Raw genomic sequence first — 15,284 nt, forward strand, 5'->3', positions numbered from 1 at the left:
GGCGTCCGCAGGCGCCAGGCGCCATGGGACGGCCCCCCCTGGACAGGCACGTCGCGCGCCCCGGCGTGATCGCCCAGGCGGGGGAGGTCCTGGAGCGGGTGCTCGCTATGGAGCATCCGGCGGACGCGGTGCTGAGCCGCTACTTCCGCGAGCATCCCCACCTGGGGGCCCGGGACCGGGCCTTCGTCGCCGAGGCGGTCTACGCGGTGCTGCGCCACGCCCGGTTCCTGGAGGCGGCGGGGGTGGCGAGCCCGCGCAGCCGCATCCTGGCCGCCGCGTTCCGCTTCGGCGGATTCAAGCTGCGGGAACTGGAGCCCCTGTCGGAGGAGGAACGGGGGTGGCTCGCCGGACTCAAGGGCCTGCGCTACGAGAACCTGCCGCTTCCCATTCAGGCGGAGCTTCCCGACTGGCTCTGGGCGCGCCTCGCGGCGGCCTACGGGGAAGCGGTAGCCCTTGCCATCGGCCGCAGCCTTCAGCATCCGGCCCCCCTGGACCTGCGGGTGAACACCCTGCGCTCGGATCGGGACGCCGTGCTTGAAGCGCTGGCTGAGGAGGGGATACAGGCGGCGCCGACCCCCTATTCGCCCGTGGGCATCCGCGTGCGGGGCAAGCCGTCCATCCAGCGCAGTCGCCTGTTTCTCACGGGTGCGGTGGAAGTGCAGGACGAGGGGAGCCAGTTGCTCGCCTACCTGGTGGCGCCGCGCCGGGGGGAGATGGTGGTGGACTTCTGCGCCGGCGCGGGGGGCAAGACTCTCCACCTGGGGGCGCTCATGGGCTCCCAAGGCCGCGTCTACGCCTTCGACGTGGCCGACCGGCGTCTCGCCCAGCTCAAATCTCGCCTCAAGCGCTCCGGCCTCTCCAACGTCTATCCCCAGCGGATCGACTCGGAAAACGACGCCCGGGTGAAGCGCCTCGCCGGCAAGATCGACCGGGTGCTGGTGGACGCCCCCTGCAGCGGCAGCGGGACCCTGCGGCGCAACCCGGACCTCAAGTGGCGCCAGTCCCCTGGCACCGTCGCCGCCCTCGCCCGCGTCCAGGCTTCCCTCCTGGACGCCGCCGCCCGGCTGGTGAAGCCGGGCGGGCGCCTGGTCTACGCCACCTGCAGCCTGCTGGAGGAGGAGAACGAAGCCGTCGTGGATGCGTTCCTCGAGCGCGCGCCCGCTTTCTCCCCGGTGCCTGCGTCCGAGGTGCTGGCGCGTCATGACATTTTCATCGACACGGGCTCCCGGCTGCGCCTGCTGCCCCACGTGCACGGCACCGATGGATTCTTCGCCGCCGTGCTGGAGCGCGCCCGCTGAGCGACCCAGGCGGGGCCGCGCGGAAACACGGGCGGCGGCAGATGCTCTTGGAATGTTCCCTTGACTCCCCCCGGGAATCCTGTAGACTCGTTCCAGCAGTTCGCCTGCAGTTTTCCCTTTCTTAAACAAAACAAGGACTTCAGTTTTATGATGGATCTTCCCTGGTGGGGGTACGTGGTCTATACCCTCGCCGTCACCCACGTCACCATCGCCGCCGTCACCATTTACCTGCACCGGCACCAGGCCCATCGGGCGCTGGACCTGCATCCCCTCGTCAGCCACTTCTTCCGCTTCTGGCTGTGGCTCACCACCGGTATGGTGACCCGGGAGTGGACTGCCATTCATCGCAAGCACCATGCGCGGTGCGAAACCGAGGAAGATCCCCACAGCCCCCAGATCGTGGGCATCCGCAAGGTGCTGCTGGAGGGCACCGAGCTCTACCGCCAAGAAGCCAAGAACGCGCAGACGCTAGAGCGTTACGGCTACGGCACGCCCGACGACTGGGTGGAGCGCAACGTCTACACCCGGTTCAGCACCTGGGGCGTCGTCCTCATGCTGGCGATCGACGTGGCCCTGTTCGGCCCCATCGGCATCACCATCTGGGCCATCCAGATGCTGTGGATTCCGGTGCTCGCCGCTGGCGTGATCAACGGTCTGGGCCACTACTGGGGCTACCGCAACTACCAGACCGAGGACGCGAGCGCCAACATCTTTCCCTGGGGCATCCTGATCGGGGGCGAGGAGCTGCACAACAACCACCACGCCTACGCCTCCTCGGCGAAGCTTTCCGCCCGCTGGTACGAGTTCGACATCGGCTGGCTCTACATCCGCCTCCTCGCCGCCCTCGGGCTCGCCCAGGTGAAGCGGGTGGCGCCGAAGCTCAAGCTCGATCCGGCCAAGACGGCTCCCGACGCGGAGACGCTGCAGGCGATCATCACCCACCGCTACGAAGTGCTGGCAGGCTACGCCAAAGCCGTCAAGCGGGCATGGAAGGAAGAGATGGCCTGGCTCAAGGAGCGACTGCCCCGGCACGGCGTGCGCGTCGATCCCGCCGCTGTGAAGCGCTGGCTGCTGCGCGATCAGGACGAGCTGGAGGCCCAGGAGCGGGAGAAACTCTCCTTGGTGCTGCGACACAGCCGAGCGCTGGAAACCCTTTATTCCATGCGCCAGGAGCTGACCGCCTTGTGGCAGCGCTCCACTCTAAGCCGGGAACAACTGGTCAAGCAGCTCCAGGACTGGTGTCAGCGGGCGGAGCAGAGCGGCATCGCCCAGCTTCAGGAGTTCTCCCGGCGGCTTCGTTGCTACGCCTGAACCGGGCCGCCCAGGCTTGGCGGTAGGAAAACGAAAGGGCCCGCCATCGGCGGGCCCTTTGCGCTGGCGCGAGCCTTCCCGGCCCGGGCGTTACTTGAGCTTGGTTTCCTTGAAGATCACGTGCTTGCGCGCCACCGGATCGTACTTCTTCAGCTCCAGCTTGTCGGGCGTGGTGCGCTTGTTCTTGGTGGTGGTGTAGAAGTATCCGGTCCCGGCGGTGGACTCGAGCTTGATTTTTTCGCGCATGGCGGCGGCTCCTTCCTCAGACCTTCTCGCCGCGGGCCCGCAGATCGGCGAGCACCGCATCGATGCCCTTCTTGTCGATCAGGCGCAGCCCCGCGTTGGAGATCCGCAGCTTCACCCAGCGCCGTTCGCTTTCCACCCAAAAGCGGCGGTACTGCAGGTTGGGCAGAAAACGGCGCTTGGTCTTGTTGTTGGCGTGGGACACGTTGTTCCCCACCATGGGGCGCTTACCGGTGACTTCGCAGACTCGTGCCATGGCAGGCTACCTGACGGGATGATCGAAAGGCGCGCATTGTAGCCTCGTTTGCACGCCTATTTCAAGCTCTTAGAGCAGGCCCCGTTCGGCGAAGGACACGCAGCCGCCGGCGGCCACCACGAAGTGGTCCAGGACCTGGACGTCCACCAGGGCGAGGGATTGCTTCAGCGCCCGGGTCAGGCTCACGTCGGCCTGGCTGGGCTCGGCCACACCCGAAGGGTGGTTATGGGCGAAGATCACGGCGGCGGCGTTCAAGGCAAGGGCCCGCTTGACCACTTCCCGGGGATAGACGCTGGTCTGGGTCAGGGTGCCGGCGAAGAGCTCTTCGGTTTCGATCACCCGGTGCTGGGCATCGAGAAACAAGGCGAGAAAGATTTCCCGCTCCCTGCCCTGCAGCCACAGCCGCAAGTATTCCCGCACGGACGCGGGGGAGGTGAGGGCGCCATCGCGCTTGAGCTCTTCCCTGAGGGCGCGCCGGGCCATCTCCAGCACGGCCTGCAATTGAACGTACTTGACCGGCCCGAGCCCGGGGATGGCGCAGAAGTCCTTGAGGCTTGCGGCGAACAGGGCGGAGAGGCTCCCAAAGTGTGCGAGCAGCCGTCGGGCCAAGTCGACCGCGCTCATGCCCTTGACCCCGGTACGGAGGAAAATGGCCAGCAACTCGGCTTCGGAGAGGGCCTGAGGCCCGGCGGCGAGGAGCCGTTCCCGAGGGCGCTCCGCCTCGGGCCAGTCGGGGATGGCCATCTTTGCGCTTCTCCTTCGGCGATTTCCCGAAACGGGGCCATAGTTTACACTTCCACCATCGATTTCCTGCCAGTTTTTCCCTCGCGTCATGGATGATTTCCAGACCAGACATCTGGTCCTCGGACTGACCGGTGGCATCGCCGTCTACAAGGCGGCGGAGCTCACCCGTCTCCTGGTGCAGGAAGGGGTGAGTGTCCAGGTGGTGATGACGGAAGCGGCAACCCGCTTCGTCGCCCCCGCGACCTTCCAAGCCCTCTCCGGCCGCCGGGTCTATACCGACCTGTGGGATCCCCGGGTCGAAAACCACATGGCCCATATCGAACTCTCCCGGGCTGCCCGGGCGATCCTGGTGGCGCCAGCGAGCGCCGATTTCCTGGCCAAGCTCGCCCATGGCTTCGCCGACGACCTGCTCTCCGCCCTGTGCCTCGCCCGGGAGTGCCCGCTGTTGGTGGCCCCGGCCATGAACCGGCAGATGTGGGACAACCCGGCGACCCGGCGCAACATGGCCCAGCTCGCCGCCGATGGGGTGGAAATCCTGGGACCCGGGAGCGGGGATCAGGCCTGCGGCGAAGTGGGGCCGGGCCGCATGCTGGAGCCCGACGAGCTGCTGGAGGCGACGCTGGCGGTCTTCCAGTCCAAGGCGCTGGCGGGCCTACGAGCCCTGGTGACGGCGGGCCCCACCTTCGAGGCCATCGACCCGGTGCGGGGCGTCACCAACTTGAGTTCGGGAAAAATGGGCTTTGCCATCGCCCGGGCGCTGCGGGAAGCGGGGGCGCAGGTGACCCTCATCGCCGGCCCCGTGAGCCTTTCCACCCCTTATGGGGTCACGCGCCACAACGTGGTGAGCGCGGAAGAGATGCTGGAGGCGGTCAAGGCGCGGGTGGCGGACGCCGATCTATTCGTTTCCGTGGCGGCGGTGGCGGATTTCCGACCGGCGCGGGCGAGGGAGCACAAGATCAAGCGATCAGGCGGCGGCCTGACGCTGGAGCTCGTCCCCAATCCGGACATCCTGGGTTACGTGACGAGCCTGCCCGAGCCTCCCTTCTGCGTAGCTTTTGCCGCCGAGAGCGAACGGTTGGAAGAACATGCCGAGGCCAAGCGCCGGGCCAAGGGTGTGCCGCTGCTTGCAGCGAACCTGGTCCAGGAGGCCGTCGGGGCGGAGGAGAACCAGGTGGTGTTGTTCGACGACGAAGGCCGCCACCCGCTATCCCGAGGATCCAAGCTCCAGGTGGCGCGGGCCCTCGTGGGCCGCATCGCCGTCCTTTGGCCCGAATGGCGCCGCCGGCGTTCGGGAGCGGGCGCCCGCGCGGCCCGCTAGTAAGAGCATGTCCCTTCCAGATCCAGCAAACCTTTTTCTCCGAGGCTCCCTGTGATCGTCGACGTGAAGATCCTGGATGCGCGCCTGAAGGCGTTGCCGCCCGAGTATGCCACCCCTGGATCGGCGGGGCTGGACCTGCGCGCCTGCATCGACCGGGCGATGACCATCGAGCCGGGGGAGGCCCAGCTCGTACCCTCGGGGCTCGCGGTGCACCTCAAGGACCCGGGCTACGCCGCCCTGGTGCTTCCCCGCTCCGGCCTAGGGCACACGCACGGGCTCGTGCTGGGCAATCTGGTGGGCCTGATCGACTCCGACTACCAGGGCCAGATCTTCGTCTCCTGCTGGAACCGGGGGAGCCAACCCTTTCTCCTGAACCCTCTGGAGCGGATCGCCCAGCTCGTGGTGGTACCGGTGGTGCAGGTCAAATTCAACCTGGTGGACGCTTTCGTCGAAAGCCTTCGCGGCGCGGGCGGCTTCGGCAGCACGGGCCGGCACTGAGCGGAAAGTGGCGGCGGTGAGTTCCGCGGTCATCCTCTTCGCCCACGGCGCCCGGGACCCGGAGTGGCGCGCGCCCTTGGAGGCGGTGCGACTGGGGGTGGCGCAGCGCCTTCCCGGCGTGCGGGTCGAGCTCGCCTTTCTCGAGCTCATGGAGCCCAGCCTGGAGGCAGCGGTAGCGCGCCTCGCTGAGGAAGGGATCGCCCGCATTACCCTGGCGCCCCTGTTCCTTGCCCCGGGCGGCCATCTCAAGCGGGACCTGCCGGCGCTGGTGGAGGCCCTCTCCCGGCGCCATCCCCAGGTCTGCCTGCGGGTGACGCCCGCCCTCGGCGAGGCGGAGGAGCTTCAAGGGGCGATTGCCGAATGGGTGTGCGCGCAATATCGAAGGCCATGACCCGCCCGGGGGCGAGCCTCGCCGCGGTCTGGCTTCTGCTATGGGCAGGGACGACGGCAGCCGCCGAGTGGGTGACCCTTTCGATTCGCGGGCATGCGGTGCGGGCGGAGCTAGCGGTCACGCTCGCCGAGCGGACCCGCGGGCTCATGCACCGGACGGGGCTGCCCGCGGGGGAAGGCATGTTGTTCGTTTTCGAAACCCCTGCCATCCAGGGCATGTGGATGGCCAATACGATCATCCCCCTCTCGGTCGCTTTCATCGATCCCCAGGGGATCATCATCAACATCGCCGACATGGAACCTTTGAGCGAGCGCCTTCATTCCTCCACGGCTCCGGCCGCCTACGCCCTGGAAGTGAACCGGGGCTGGTTCGCCGCCCGGGGAATCGGCCCGGGGGACCGGGTGGAGGGCCTGGAGGCCGCTGCGCGCCGGGTGCGAGAGCGGAAATAAAAAAGCCGCACCCGAGGGTGCGGCTGTGGCGCTCAACGCCTGATCAGCTCGCCGCTTTCAGCTTGGGCCGGTTCGGGTCCTGGAACTGCTCTTCCTCGGTGGAGCCGGTGAGGGCCGTGAGGGACGAGGCGCCCCCCTGGATCACCTGGGTGATCTCGTCGAAGTAGCCGGTGCCCACTTCCCGCTGGTGCTTGGTGGCGGTGTAGCCCAGCTTCTCCGCCGCGAACTCCGCCTCCTGCAGCCGCACGTAGGCGGTCATGCCTTCCCGGGCGTAGCCATGGGCCAGCTCCCACATGCTGTAGTTGAGGGCATGGAAGCCCGCCAGGGTGATGAACTGGAACTTGTAGCCCATGGCGCCCAGCTCCCGCTGGAACTTGGCGATGGTGGCGTCGTCCAGGTTCTTCTTCCAGTTGAAGGAGGGGGAGCAGTTGTACGCCAACATCTTGTCCGGATACTGGCGGTGGATCGCCTCGGCGAAGGCCCGGGCGAACTGGAGGTCGGGCTTGCCGGTTTCACACCAGATGAGGTCGGCGTAGGGGGCATAGGCGAGGCCCCGGGCGATGGAGGCTTCCAGCCCGTTGCGCACTCGGTAGAAGCCTTCGGCCGTGCGCTCTCCGGTGACGAAGGGCTTGTCCCGCTCGTCCACGTCCGAGGTGAGCAGCGTAGCCGCCTCCGCGTCGGTGCGGGCGAGAAGGACGGTCGGCACCCCCAGGATGTCGGCCGCGAGGCGCGCCGCGATGAGCTTCTGGACCGCCTCCTGGGTGGGGACCAGCACCTTGCCGCCCAGGTGGCCGCACTTCTTGGCGGAGGCGAGCTGGTCCTCGAAATGCACCCCGGCCGCCCCCGCTTCGATCATGTCCTTCATGAGCTCGTGGGCGTTCAACACCCCGCCGAAACCCGCTTCCGCGTCGGCGACGATGGGCACGAACCAGTCGATCTCATCCTTGCCCTCCGCGTGGTGGAGCTGGTCGCAGCGGACGAAGGTGTTGTTGATCCGGCGCACCACGTTGGGAACGCTGGTGACCGCGTACAGGGACTGGTCCGGGTACATCTCCAGGCTGTCGTTCGCGTCCGCCGCCACCTGCCAGCCGGACAGGTAGATCGCCTTCAAGCCCGCCTTGGCCTGCTGCATGGCCTGGTTGCCGGTGAGGGCGCCGAGGGCGTTTACGTAGGGCTCGGTGTTCAGGTATTTCCAGAGCTTTTCCGCCCCCAGCCGAGCGAGGGTGTATTCGATGCGCACCGTGCCCCGCAGACGCACCACGTCCTCCGCGGTGTAGGGCCGCTGGATCCCCTTCCATCTGGGGTTTTTCGCCCAGTCGTTTTTAAGCTGGGCGATCTCCTGTTCACGACTCATCTAATCTCTCCTCTGCATCAGAAATTAGGTGGGTTCGCAGGGAAACTCCCCGCGTCTCGTCGGCCGGCCGGAGGCGAGGGGCCCGCGTCGGGTGGACGGAATACCGCTCGCAACCGGATCTTGGCCGGGACGCCCCGGATGCCCGGAAACGCCCCTTTCACGGGGGCAGCCAGAGGTCGGATCTGGCGGACCTCAGGGAATCGGCGGAGGTGGTGCCGATTCCGGTCTTTGCCTCCCTCTGCGGGTGGACGTCGGGAAGCACGTGAAGCTCTTCCAGTCTAATCAGGGTCAATGATGCTATGCAACAAAAAAACAAGGACAACCTCTTCGCAGTAAATTCAGTTACCTACCGTTGTTACGACCCTCGATTTTCCATGATTCGAAATCAGCTTCCGCCGTTTCACGGCCGCTCGCCGCCCGCGGGCTCGAGCGGGGGTTTGGCGGCCCCCACGAAATCTCCTAAGGTAGGGGAAAGTCCAGGCATAAGGGTGTCCGCCGGTCGCCGCCTCTTTCAGGTATTATATAAGATATAAGACTCATCACTTCCTACTCTCCCAAGGAGCTCGCATGTACAAGCACATCAAGATCCCGTCCGAGGGACAGAAAATCCGCGTCCTGCCCCGCGGGGCCCTGGAAGTTCCCGATCAGCCGGTGATCCCCTTCATCGAGGGCGACGGGATCGGCGTCGACATCACGCCGGTCATGCGCGAGGTGGTGGACGCCGCCGTCCGCAAGGCCTATGGCGGCAAGCGCAAGATCGTGTGGATGGAAATCTACGCGGGGGAAAAGTCCACCCGCGTTTACGGCAAGGACGTGTGGCTCCCGGACGAGACCCTGGAGGCGGTGCGGGAATACGTGGTGTCCATCAAGGGGCCCCTCACCACGCCGGTGGGCGGAGGCATCCGGTCGATCAACGTGGCCCTGCGCCAGGAGCTGGACCTGTACGTATGCCTGCGGCCGGTGCGCTACTTCCGGGGGGTGCCGAGCCCCCTCAAGCACCCGGAGAAGACCGACATGGTGATCTTCCGGGAGAACTCGGAGGACATCTACGCCGGGATCGAGTGGCCGGCGGAATCCGAGGGGGCGCGCAAGGTGATCCGCTTCCTCCAGGAGGAGATGGGGGTCAGGAAGATCCGCTTCCCCGCCACCTCCGGCATCGGCGTCAAGCCCGTGTCCCGGGAAGGTACCGAGCGCCTGGTGCGCAAGGCCATCCAGTACGCCATCACCAACAAGCGCCGCTCGGTGACCCTGGTGCATAAGGGCAACATCATGAAGTTCACCGAGGGAGCCTTCCGGGATTGGGGCTATGCCCTGGCGAAGCGGGAGTTCGGGGCCACGGAGGTGGACGGGGGGCCCTGGGTCAAGCTGCCTCAGGGGATCGTGGTCAAGGACGTGATCGCGGACGCTTTCCTGCAGCAGATTTTGCTGCGTCCCGAGGAATACGACGTGATCGCCACCATGAACCTGAACGGGGACTACATTTCCGACGCCCTGGCGGCCCAGGTGGGGGGGATCGGGATCGCGCCGGGCGCCAACATGAGCGACAGCGTCGCCATGTTCGAGGCGACCCATGGCACCGCGCCCAAATACGCCGGCAAGGACTACGTGAACCCGGGTTCCATCATCCTATCGGCGGAAATGATGCTCCGGCACATGGGCTGGATCGAGGCGGCCGACCTGATCCTCCGGGCCATGGAGGAGACGATCAAGGCCCGGCTGGTGACTTACGACTTCGCCCGGCTCATGGAAGGAGCGACCCAGGTGTCCTGCTCCGGGTTCGGCAAGGCCATGATCGAGCGGATGGGCGGGGCGGGGAGCCGGCAGGCGGCCGGCGGCTGAGGCGGCGGCAAGGTCCCCAAAAAAAGCCCGCCGAGGGGCGGGCTTTTTATTTCTGGCTGTTCCGCCCGGTCAGGAGACCGTCACGATGTTGGAGGCTTGCTTGCCCTTGGGGCCTTGGACGATGTCGAAGCTCACCTTCTGGCCTTCCTTGAGGGTTTTGAACCCGCTCATGTTGATCGCCGAAAAGTGGGCAAACAGATCCTCGCTGCCGTCGTCCGGGGTGATGAAGCCATAGCCCTTCGCGTCGTTGAACCACTTCACAGTACCGGTTGCCATCTACATCTCCATGATAAACAATCAAACAGTCCTGACCGGGCGGGTTGCGGACCCTGCCAGGGCGGGCTTGCTGCGCTTGCCCGTCCACCCCGGAATCCGGTGCCCGAGCGGGTTTTTTTACGCCAAGCTCCTGTCCCAGTCAATTTCCTGAAGCCTCCGGCGGGTTCTGGAGGGTGGCGGCGGGCGTCGTCGCCGGGGGCGCTTCCCGGATCGACCCGCCGGGGCAGATCCCCGGGACTTGACCTTGGCACGTGAAGGGTCGGGCACGGGGCCCGGATCGGGGGTCCCGGGGCCGACCGTCGGCCCCGCGGCGCCAAGCGTCCCCGGGGACTTGCAAAATCCTTCGCAATCGACAAGTATTAACGGGCGAGTTGTGCTGTGTTTTTTGCCGTACTCGATGCCATTTGCCATGGCTGCCGGAAATCGGGAAGGTGTCGTACTCGAGCCGCAGAAGAGTCGGGTCAAGCCGCCGCCCCTGTTCAAGGTGGTGTTGCTCAACGACGACTATACGCCGATGGACTTTGTGGTCACGGTGCTCCAGACCATCTTTTTCATGAGCCGCGAACGGGCGACGCAGATCATGCTCAAAGTCCATAGGGAAGGCAGTGGGGTTTGCGGCGTGTACCCGCGCGACGTCGCGGCTACGAAGGTGGAGCAAGTGATGGCTTTCGCGAGGCAGCATCAGCACCCGCTCCGGTGTGTCATGGAGGAAACCTAGGAATGATCGCGCAGGAACTTGAAGTCAGTCTGCACATGGCCTTCGTCGAGGCCCGGCAGAAGCGCCACGAGTTCATCACCGTGGAGCATCTGCTGCTCGCGCTGCTGGACAACCCGACGGCGGCCGAGGTCTTGCGCGCCTGCGCTTGCGATATCGAAGACCTGCGCCGACTGTTGACCGATTTCATCAACCAGCACACCCCCAGAGTGCCGGGCAGCGGCGAGGTGGACACCCAGCCCACCCTGGGCTTCCAGCGGGTGATCCAGCGCGCCATCCTCCACGTCCAGTCCTCGGGCAAGAAAGAGGTGACCGGGGCCAACGTGCTGGTGGCCATCTTCGGGGAAAAGGACTCCCACGCGGTCTATTTCCTGCATCAGAAAGGGGTGACCCGGCTGGACGTGGTCAACTACATCTCCCACGGCATCACCAAGGTGCCCCAGGCGAACGCCGGTAAGGCCGAGACCGACAGCGAGGCCGAAGCCGACGGCTCCCCGGGCGGGGCGCTGGAGTCCTACACCACGGACCTGAACGCCCAGGCCCTCGCCGGCAAGATCGATCCGCTGATCGGGCGCGAGCGGGAGCTGGAGCGGGTGGTGCAGACCCTGTGCCGACGGCGCAAGAACAACCCGTTGTTGGTGGGCGAGGCGGGGGTCGGGAAAACCGCCATCGCGGAAGGGCTCGCCCGGCGCATCGTGGAAGGGGAGGTGCCCGATATCCTGTCGAACGCCCGGGTCTACGCCCTGGACATGGGGGCGCTGCTCGCCGGCACCAAGTACCGGGGCGACTTCGAGCAGCGCCTGAAGGCGGTGCTCAAGCAACTGGTGGACAACCCCAACGCGATTCTCTTCATCGACGAGATCCATACGCTAATCGGGGCGGGGGCCGCCTCGGGCGGAACGCTGGATGCTTCCAACCTGTTGAAGCCGGTGCTCAACTCCGGCCAGCTCAAGTGCATCGGCGCTACCACCTACAACGAGTATCGGGGCATATTCGAGAAGGACCGGGCGCTGTCGCGCCGCTTCCAGAAGATCGACGTGAGCGAGCCCACGGTGGAAGAGACGGTGGCGATCTTGCGGGGCCTCAAGTCCCGCTTCGAAGCCCACCACGGCGTCAAGTACACGGCCACGGCCTTGCAGACGGCGGCGGAGCTCTCCGCCCGCTACATCAACGACCGGCATCTGCCCGACAAGGCGATCGACGTGATCGACGAGGCCGGCGCGGCCCAGCGCATCCTGCCCAAGTCGAAGCAGAAGAAGGTGATCACGCGCCACGAGATCGAGGAGATCATCGCCCGCATCGCCCGCATTCCCTCCAAGCACGTCTCCAGCGACGACCGCCAGGCGCTGAAGACCCTGGATCGGGACTTGAAGGCGGTAGTGTTCGGCCAGGACCAGGCGATCGACGCCCTGGCGGCCGCCATCAAGATGGCCCGCAGCGGCCTGGGCAATCCGCAGAAGCCCATCGGTTGCTTCCTGTTCTCCGGCCCCACCGGGGTGGGGAAGACCGAGGTCGCGCGCCAGCTCGCTTACGCCATGGGCATCGAACTCATCCGCTTCGACATGTCCGAGTACATGGAGCGGCACGCGGTGTCGCGCCTGATCGGCGCCCCGCCGGGCTACGTAGGCTTCGACCAGGGGGGCTTGCTCACCGAAGCCATCATCAAGCACCCCTACGCCGTGTTGCTGCTGGACGAGATCGAGAAGGCCCACCCGGACATCTTCAACATCCTGCTCCAGGTGATGGACCACGGCACCTTGACCGACAACAATGGGCGCAAGGCGGACTTTCGCAATGTGGTGCTCATCATGACCACCAACGCGGGCGCGGAGTCCCTCACCAAGGTGTCCATCGGCTTCACCCCGTCCACCACTCAAGGGGACGAGCTGGCGGAGATCAAGCGCCTGTTCACACCGGAATTCCGCAACCGCCTGGACGCCATCATCTCCTTCTCGCCCCTGTCCTACGAGGTCATTCTGCGGGTGGTGGATAAGTTCCTCATGCAGCTCGAGGAACAGCTCCACGAGAAGAAGGTAGAGGCCACCTTTACCGAGGCTCTGCGGGATTACCTCGCCAAGCGCGGTTTCGACCCCCTCATGGGGGCCCGTCCCATGGCCCGGCTGATCCAGGACACGATCCGCCGGGCGCTGGCGGACGAGCTGCTCTTCGGGCGGCTCGCGAACGGCGGCAAGGTGACGGTGGACATCGACGAGAACGAGAAAGTGCGGCTCAACTTCGCCGACGACCAGGTGGAAGTCGTGTAGCCATATCCCCCCGCCCTCCCGAGCCTTGGGCTCAGGAGAACCAGCGGAGAAAGGCAGCCGCGGTGAGCGCCATCGCGCCGAGAACCAAGAGCAAGAACCACACGGCATCGCTGTGAGGCGGTTTGCGTCGCCAGATCGCGCTTACTAGCACCGTTGCGGTCGCGAGCCCCAGCACAGCGCAAGCGATCTTTACTGAGAGTGCAGCCGCCGCGACCAATTGTAGCTCCGGCAGCCGGCCGTAGTAATAAAGACTGGCCGTTCCAAGCAGCAGACCGCTTATCAGTTGTACAGCCCAGGCTACCCAGAGGAGGCGCGCGAGCTTCGCCCGGACAGCTTCCGCTACCTTTGCTGGCCACAGAGAGAAAAACGGCGCCCCCACGGCAGCCGCTGCCCCTAAGTTGTGAATGACCTGCAGCAGCGCATATGCGAGGCTGTCTTCCAGATGTGTCTCCTATTTTTCGACCACGACCCGGATGCAGTGCTCGACCCCGATAGGGGCATGGGCCTTGTTCACGACTTTAAGGCATATTTCGTTTGCGCCGGCCGCCAAGCCCTCTAGGCGATAGGTACCAGTCCGTTTTCGCAGGATGCCGACTTCCCGTCCATCGATCACGACGTGGACGTGATTTCCCTTGGCCCCAGGGTTAATCTCGTAAGTCAGGGTATGACGAGAAATTCCGCTAAGGACTGCCCCATCCGTCGGGGAAAGAATTTTCGCGTATGGGGCATCAGCAGACGCGTCTAGTGCGAAAAGGCATGTCCAAGCGAAAAAAATTAATCGAAATGCCCCTGTCTTGCTGCTCGAAAGGTGATCTTCCCGTCCGTGGGGGCGGAAACCGCGGGTAGAGGATCCGCAGTGGATACTTCGATGACTTTGGACCGTTTTAGGACCGCCCATTCAATTTTTTTCCTATGCCGTACTCGCGCATTTTGCGCCAAAGCGTCGTGCGCCCGATGTTCAGAATTTTCGCCGCTTCGCCGAGATTTCCCTGGCAGCGAGCAATGGTGTCGGTGATGAGCTGTTTCTCGTGCTCGTCCAGGGTGCGTGGCGCCTGTGTTCGTGAGGGAACCGGCTGGATTGGCTGGCCGACTCGTATGGGCTCCGGGAGGTCTTCTGGGCGCAGTAACGGGCCGGGAGACACCGCCACCGCCCATTCCAAGGCATTTTGCAGCTCACGGATGTTGCCGGGATAGTCGTGTTTGAGAAGCAGATCCAGAGCTTCCGGGCCGATTTCATAAGTCTTGCCCATTCGCTGAGACAGAGCAGACAGGAAATACCGTACCAAAGGAGCGATGTCTTCCCGCGCGTTCGCGCAAGGGCGGCATATGGATCCTGGCGACGTTGAGCCGGTAAAACAGGTCACGGCGGAACTCTCCTCGGGCAACCGCCTCTTCAAGATCGGTGTTGGTGGCGGCGATGACGCGCACGTCGACGGCGATATGGCGATTTGCACCCACCCGCCTGATCTCTCGATCCTGGAGCACTCCCAGCAGTTTGGATTGCAGATTGGCGGATAGCGTGCCAATTTCATCCAGGAACAAGGTTCCTCGATGCGCCTCCTCGAACAGACCCTTGCGACTGTGAATGGCGCCGGTAAAAGCGCCTTTTTCGTGGCCGAAGAGTTCGCTCTCCAGCAAAGGTTCCGGAACTGCGGCGGCGTTTATGGATACGAACCTGCCTTTCGCCATCGGACTGTTGTAATGGATCGCCTTGGCGATCTGCGTCTTCCCTGTGCCAGTCTCGCCCGTAATCAACACGGTGAGGGGCGTCAGCGCGATCTTTTGGATTTGTTCCAGCACCGCCTTCATCGCCGGGCTTTCGGCGATCAGCGGATAGGCGCCGAAGACGGGATCGACCTCCCGCCTCAAGCGCTGGACCTCGCTCAACAGAGCGCTTTTTTCCAAGGCCTTCTTTACCTTGAGGACGATTTCGTTGTTCTTGAACGGCTTGGTGATGTAGTCGAAAGCCCCTAATCTCATGGCTTCCACGGCTGATTCGATCGTGCCGTAGGCAGTCATGATGATTACCGCCGTTCTCGGCGAGTGTTTTTTGGCCTCCCGCAGGACGTCGATGCCGGACAAAGGCTCCATCTTGAGATCGGCAAGGACCACCTCAGGCTGGAGATCTCGCAATAGCTCAACTACACCCTCGCCGCTTCCCACCGAGACCGCCTGGTAACCTTCTTTCCGGAGCAGGATTTCCAGGGTACGGCGCATCCCGGGTTGATCGTCGATGATGAGAATAGAATTCAGGGAACCTCTAATAATTCACTCATTCTAACGCCCCAACAACAAAACGCGAGAAACGACGATGCTCCAATCCGGTTT

General features: G+C 64.9%; 16 protein-coding genes. 9 read left to right on the forward strand and 7 right to left on the reverse strand.

Features of this window, described 5'->3' with window-relative positions:
* The first annotated feature begins 23 nt into the window (after window positions 1-23).
* Complete coding sequence (locus tag ACTFO6_RS14255; RefSeq protein WP_439935110.1) at window positions 24-1,298, forward strand: RsmB/NOP family class I SAM-dependent RNA methyltransferase; 1,275 nt, start codon at window positions 24-26, stop codon at window positions 1,296-1,298.
* 147 nt (window positions 1,299-1,445) lie between these two features.
* Window positions 1,446-2,609 carry a DesA family fatty acid desaturase gene (locus ACTFO6_RS14260; RefSeq protein WP_439935111.1) on the forward strand — a complete coding sequence of 388 codons (1,164 nt, stop codon included), beginning with the start codon at window positions 1,446-1,448 and terminating at the stop codon, window positions 2,607-2,609.
* Between the two features lie 90 nt (window positions 2,610-2,699).
* Here ACTFO6_RS14260 and rpmG read toward each other — a convergent pair whose 3' ends face one another.
* The 3 genes from rpmG to radC all read right to left on the reverse strand — a co-directional run bounded on the left by rpmG (window position 2,700) and on the right by radC (window position 3,852).
* Complete coding sequence (gene rpmG / locus ACTFO6_RS14265) at window positions 2,700-2,855, reverse strand: 50S ribosomal protein L33 (RefSeq protein ID WP_333840983.1); 156 nt, start codon at window positions 2,853-2,855, stop codon at window positions 2,700-2,702.
* Between the two features lie 16 nt (window positions 2,856-2,871).
* Window positions 2,872-3,108 (reverse strand): 50S ribosomal protein L28, encoded by a 237-nt coding sequence (gene rpmB, locus ACTFO6_RS14270; protein WP_439935112.1) that lies wholly within the window; start codon window positions 3,106-3,108, stop codon window positions 2,872-2,874.
* 69 nt (window positions 3,109-3,177) lie between these two features.
* Complete coding sequence (gene radC / locus ACTFO6_RS14275) at window positions 3,178-3,852, reverse strand: RadC family protein (protein ID WP_439935114.1); 675 nt, start codon at window positions 3,850-3,852, stop codon at window positions 3,178-3,180.
* Between the two features lie 88 nt (window positions 3,853-3,940).
* Between radC and coaBC the strand changes: the two genes are divergently transcribed.
* From coaBC to ACTFO6_RS14295, 4 genes are read left to right on the forward strand one after another with little or no spacing between them, the layout of a single operon-like run.
* On the forward strand, window positions 3,941-5,170 hold the full coding sequence (gene coaBC / locus ACTFO6_RS14280) for a bifunctional phosphopantothenoylcysteine decarboxylase/phosphopantothenate--cysteine ligase CoaBC (RefSeq protein WP_439935115.1): 1,230 nt from the start codon (window positions 3,941-3,943) through the stop codon (window positions 5,168-5,170).
* Window positions 5,171-5,221: 51 nt separating this feature from the next.
* The gene (dut, locus tag ACTFO6_RS14285; RefSeq protein WP_439935116.1) at window positions 5,222-5,668 is read left to right on the forward strand and encodes a dUTP diphosphatase; all 447 of its coding nucleotides are present in this window, start codon (window positions 5,222-5,224) and stop codon (window positions 5,666-5,668) included.
* 7 nt (window positions 5,669-5,675) lie between these two features.
* Window positions 5,676-6,059, forward strand: coding sequence for a sirohydrochlorin chelatase (locus ACTFO6_RS14290; RefSeq protein WP_439935117.1), 384 nt, complete (start codon window positions 5,676-5,678; stop codon window positions 6,057-6,059).
* Entirely contained in the window at window positions 6,029-6,508 is a 480-nt protein-coding gene (locus tag ACTFO6_RS14295) for a DUF192 domain-containing protein (protein ID WP_439935118.1), read from the forward strand. Before ACTFO6_RS14290 ends, ACTFO6_RS14295 begins: the two co-directional genes overlap by 31 nt.
* Window positions 6,509-6,551: 43 nt before the next feature.
* On the opposite strand, the gene aceA is transcribed toward ACTFO6_RS14295, so the two are convergent.
* Window positions 6,552-7,862, reverse strand: a complete 1,311-nt coding sequence (gene aceA, locus ACTFO6_RS14300) for an isocitrate lyase (RefSeq protein WP_439935119.1) — start codon at window positions 7,860-7,862, stop codon at window positions 6,552-6,554.
* Window positions 7,863-8,429: 567 nt separating this feature from the next.
* On the opposite strand from aceA, the gene icd reads away from it, so the two are divergent.
* Window positions 8,430-9,701 (forward strand): NADP-dependent isocitrate dehydrogenase, encoded by a 1,272-nt coding sequence (icd, locus tag ACTFO6_RS14305; protein WP_439935120.1) that lies wholly within the window; start codon window positions 8,430-8,432, stop codon window positions 9,699-9,701.
* 69 nt (window positions 9,702-9,770) lie between these two features.
* Here the strand turns inward: icd and ACTFO6_RS14310 are convergent, their stop codons facing one another.
* Window positions 9,771-9,977: a cold-shock protein gene (locus tag ACTFO6_RS14310; protein WP_439935121.1), complete on the reverse strand. Its 207-nt coding sequence runs from the start codon at window positions 9,975-9,977 to the stop codon at window positions 9,771-9,773.
* A 409-nt stretch (window positions 9,978-10,386) separates the two neighbouring features.
* Here ACTFO6_RS14310 and clpS point away from each other — a divergent pair, with 409 nt between their 5' ends.
* Both clpS and clpA read left to right on the forward strand, forming a co-directional pair.
* On the forward strand, window positions 10,387-10,695 hold the full coding sequence (gene clpS, locus ACTFO6_RS14315) for an ATP-dependent Clp protease adapter ClpS (RefSeq protein ID WP_333840974.1): 309 nt from the start codon (window positions 10,387-10,389) through the stop codon (window positions 10,693-10,695).
* A gap of 2 nt (window positions 10,696-10,697) precedes the next feature.
* Window positions 10,698-12,956 carry an ATP-dependent Clp protease ATP-binding subunit ClpA gene (gene clpA / locus ACTFO6_RS14320; RefSeq protein WP_439935122.1) on the forward strand — a complete coding sequence of 753 codons (2,259 nt, stop codon included), beginning with the start codon at window positions 10,698-10,700 and terminating at the stop codon, window positions 12,954-12,956.
* Between the two features lie 884 nt (window positions 12,957-13,840).
* On the opposite strand, the gene ACTFO6_RS14325 is transcribed toward clpA, so the two are convergent.
* Entirely contained in the window at window positions 13,841-14,206 is a 366-nt protein-coding gene (locus ACTFO6_RS14325; protein WP_439935123.1) for a helix-turn-helix domain-containing protein, read from the reverse strand.
* Complete coding sequence (locus ACTFO6_RS14330; protein WP_439935124.1) at window positions 14,190-15,173, reverse strand: sigma-54-dependent transcriptional regulator; 984 nt, start codon at window positions 15,171-15,173, stop codon at window positions 14,190-14,192. The genes ACTFO6_RS14325 and ACTFO6_RS14330 overlap by 17 nt, the downstream gene beginning before the upstream one ends.
* Window positions 15,174-15,284 lie beyond the last annotated feature (111 nt).

The sequence above is a fragment of the Pelomicrobium sp. G1 genome, assembly GCF_051905455.1.
Classification (GTDB): domain Bacteria; phylum Pseudomonadota; class Gammaproteobacteria; order Burkholderiales; family UBA6910; genus Pelomicrobium.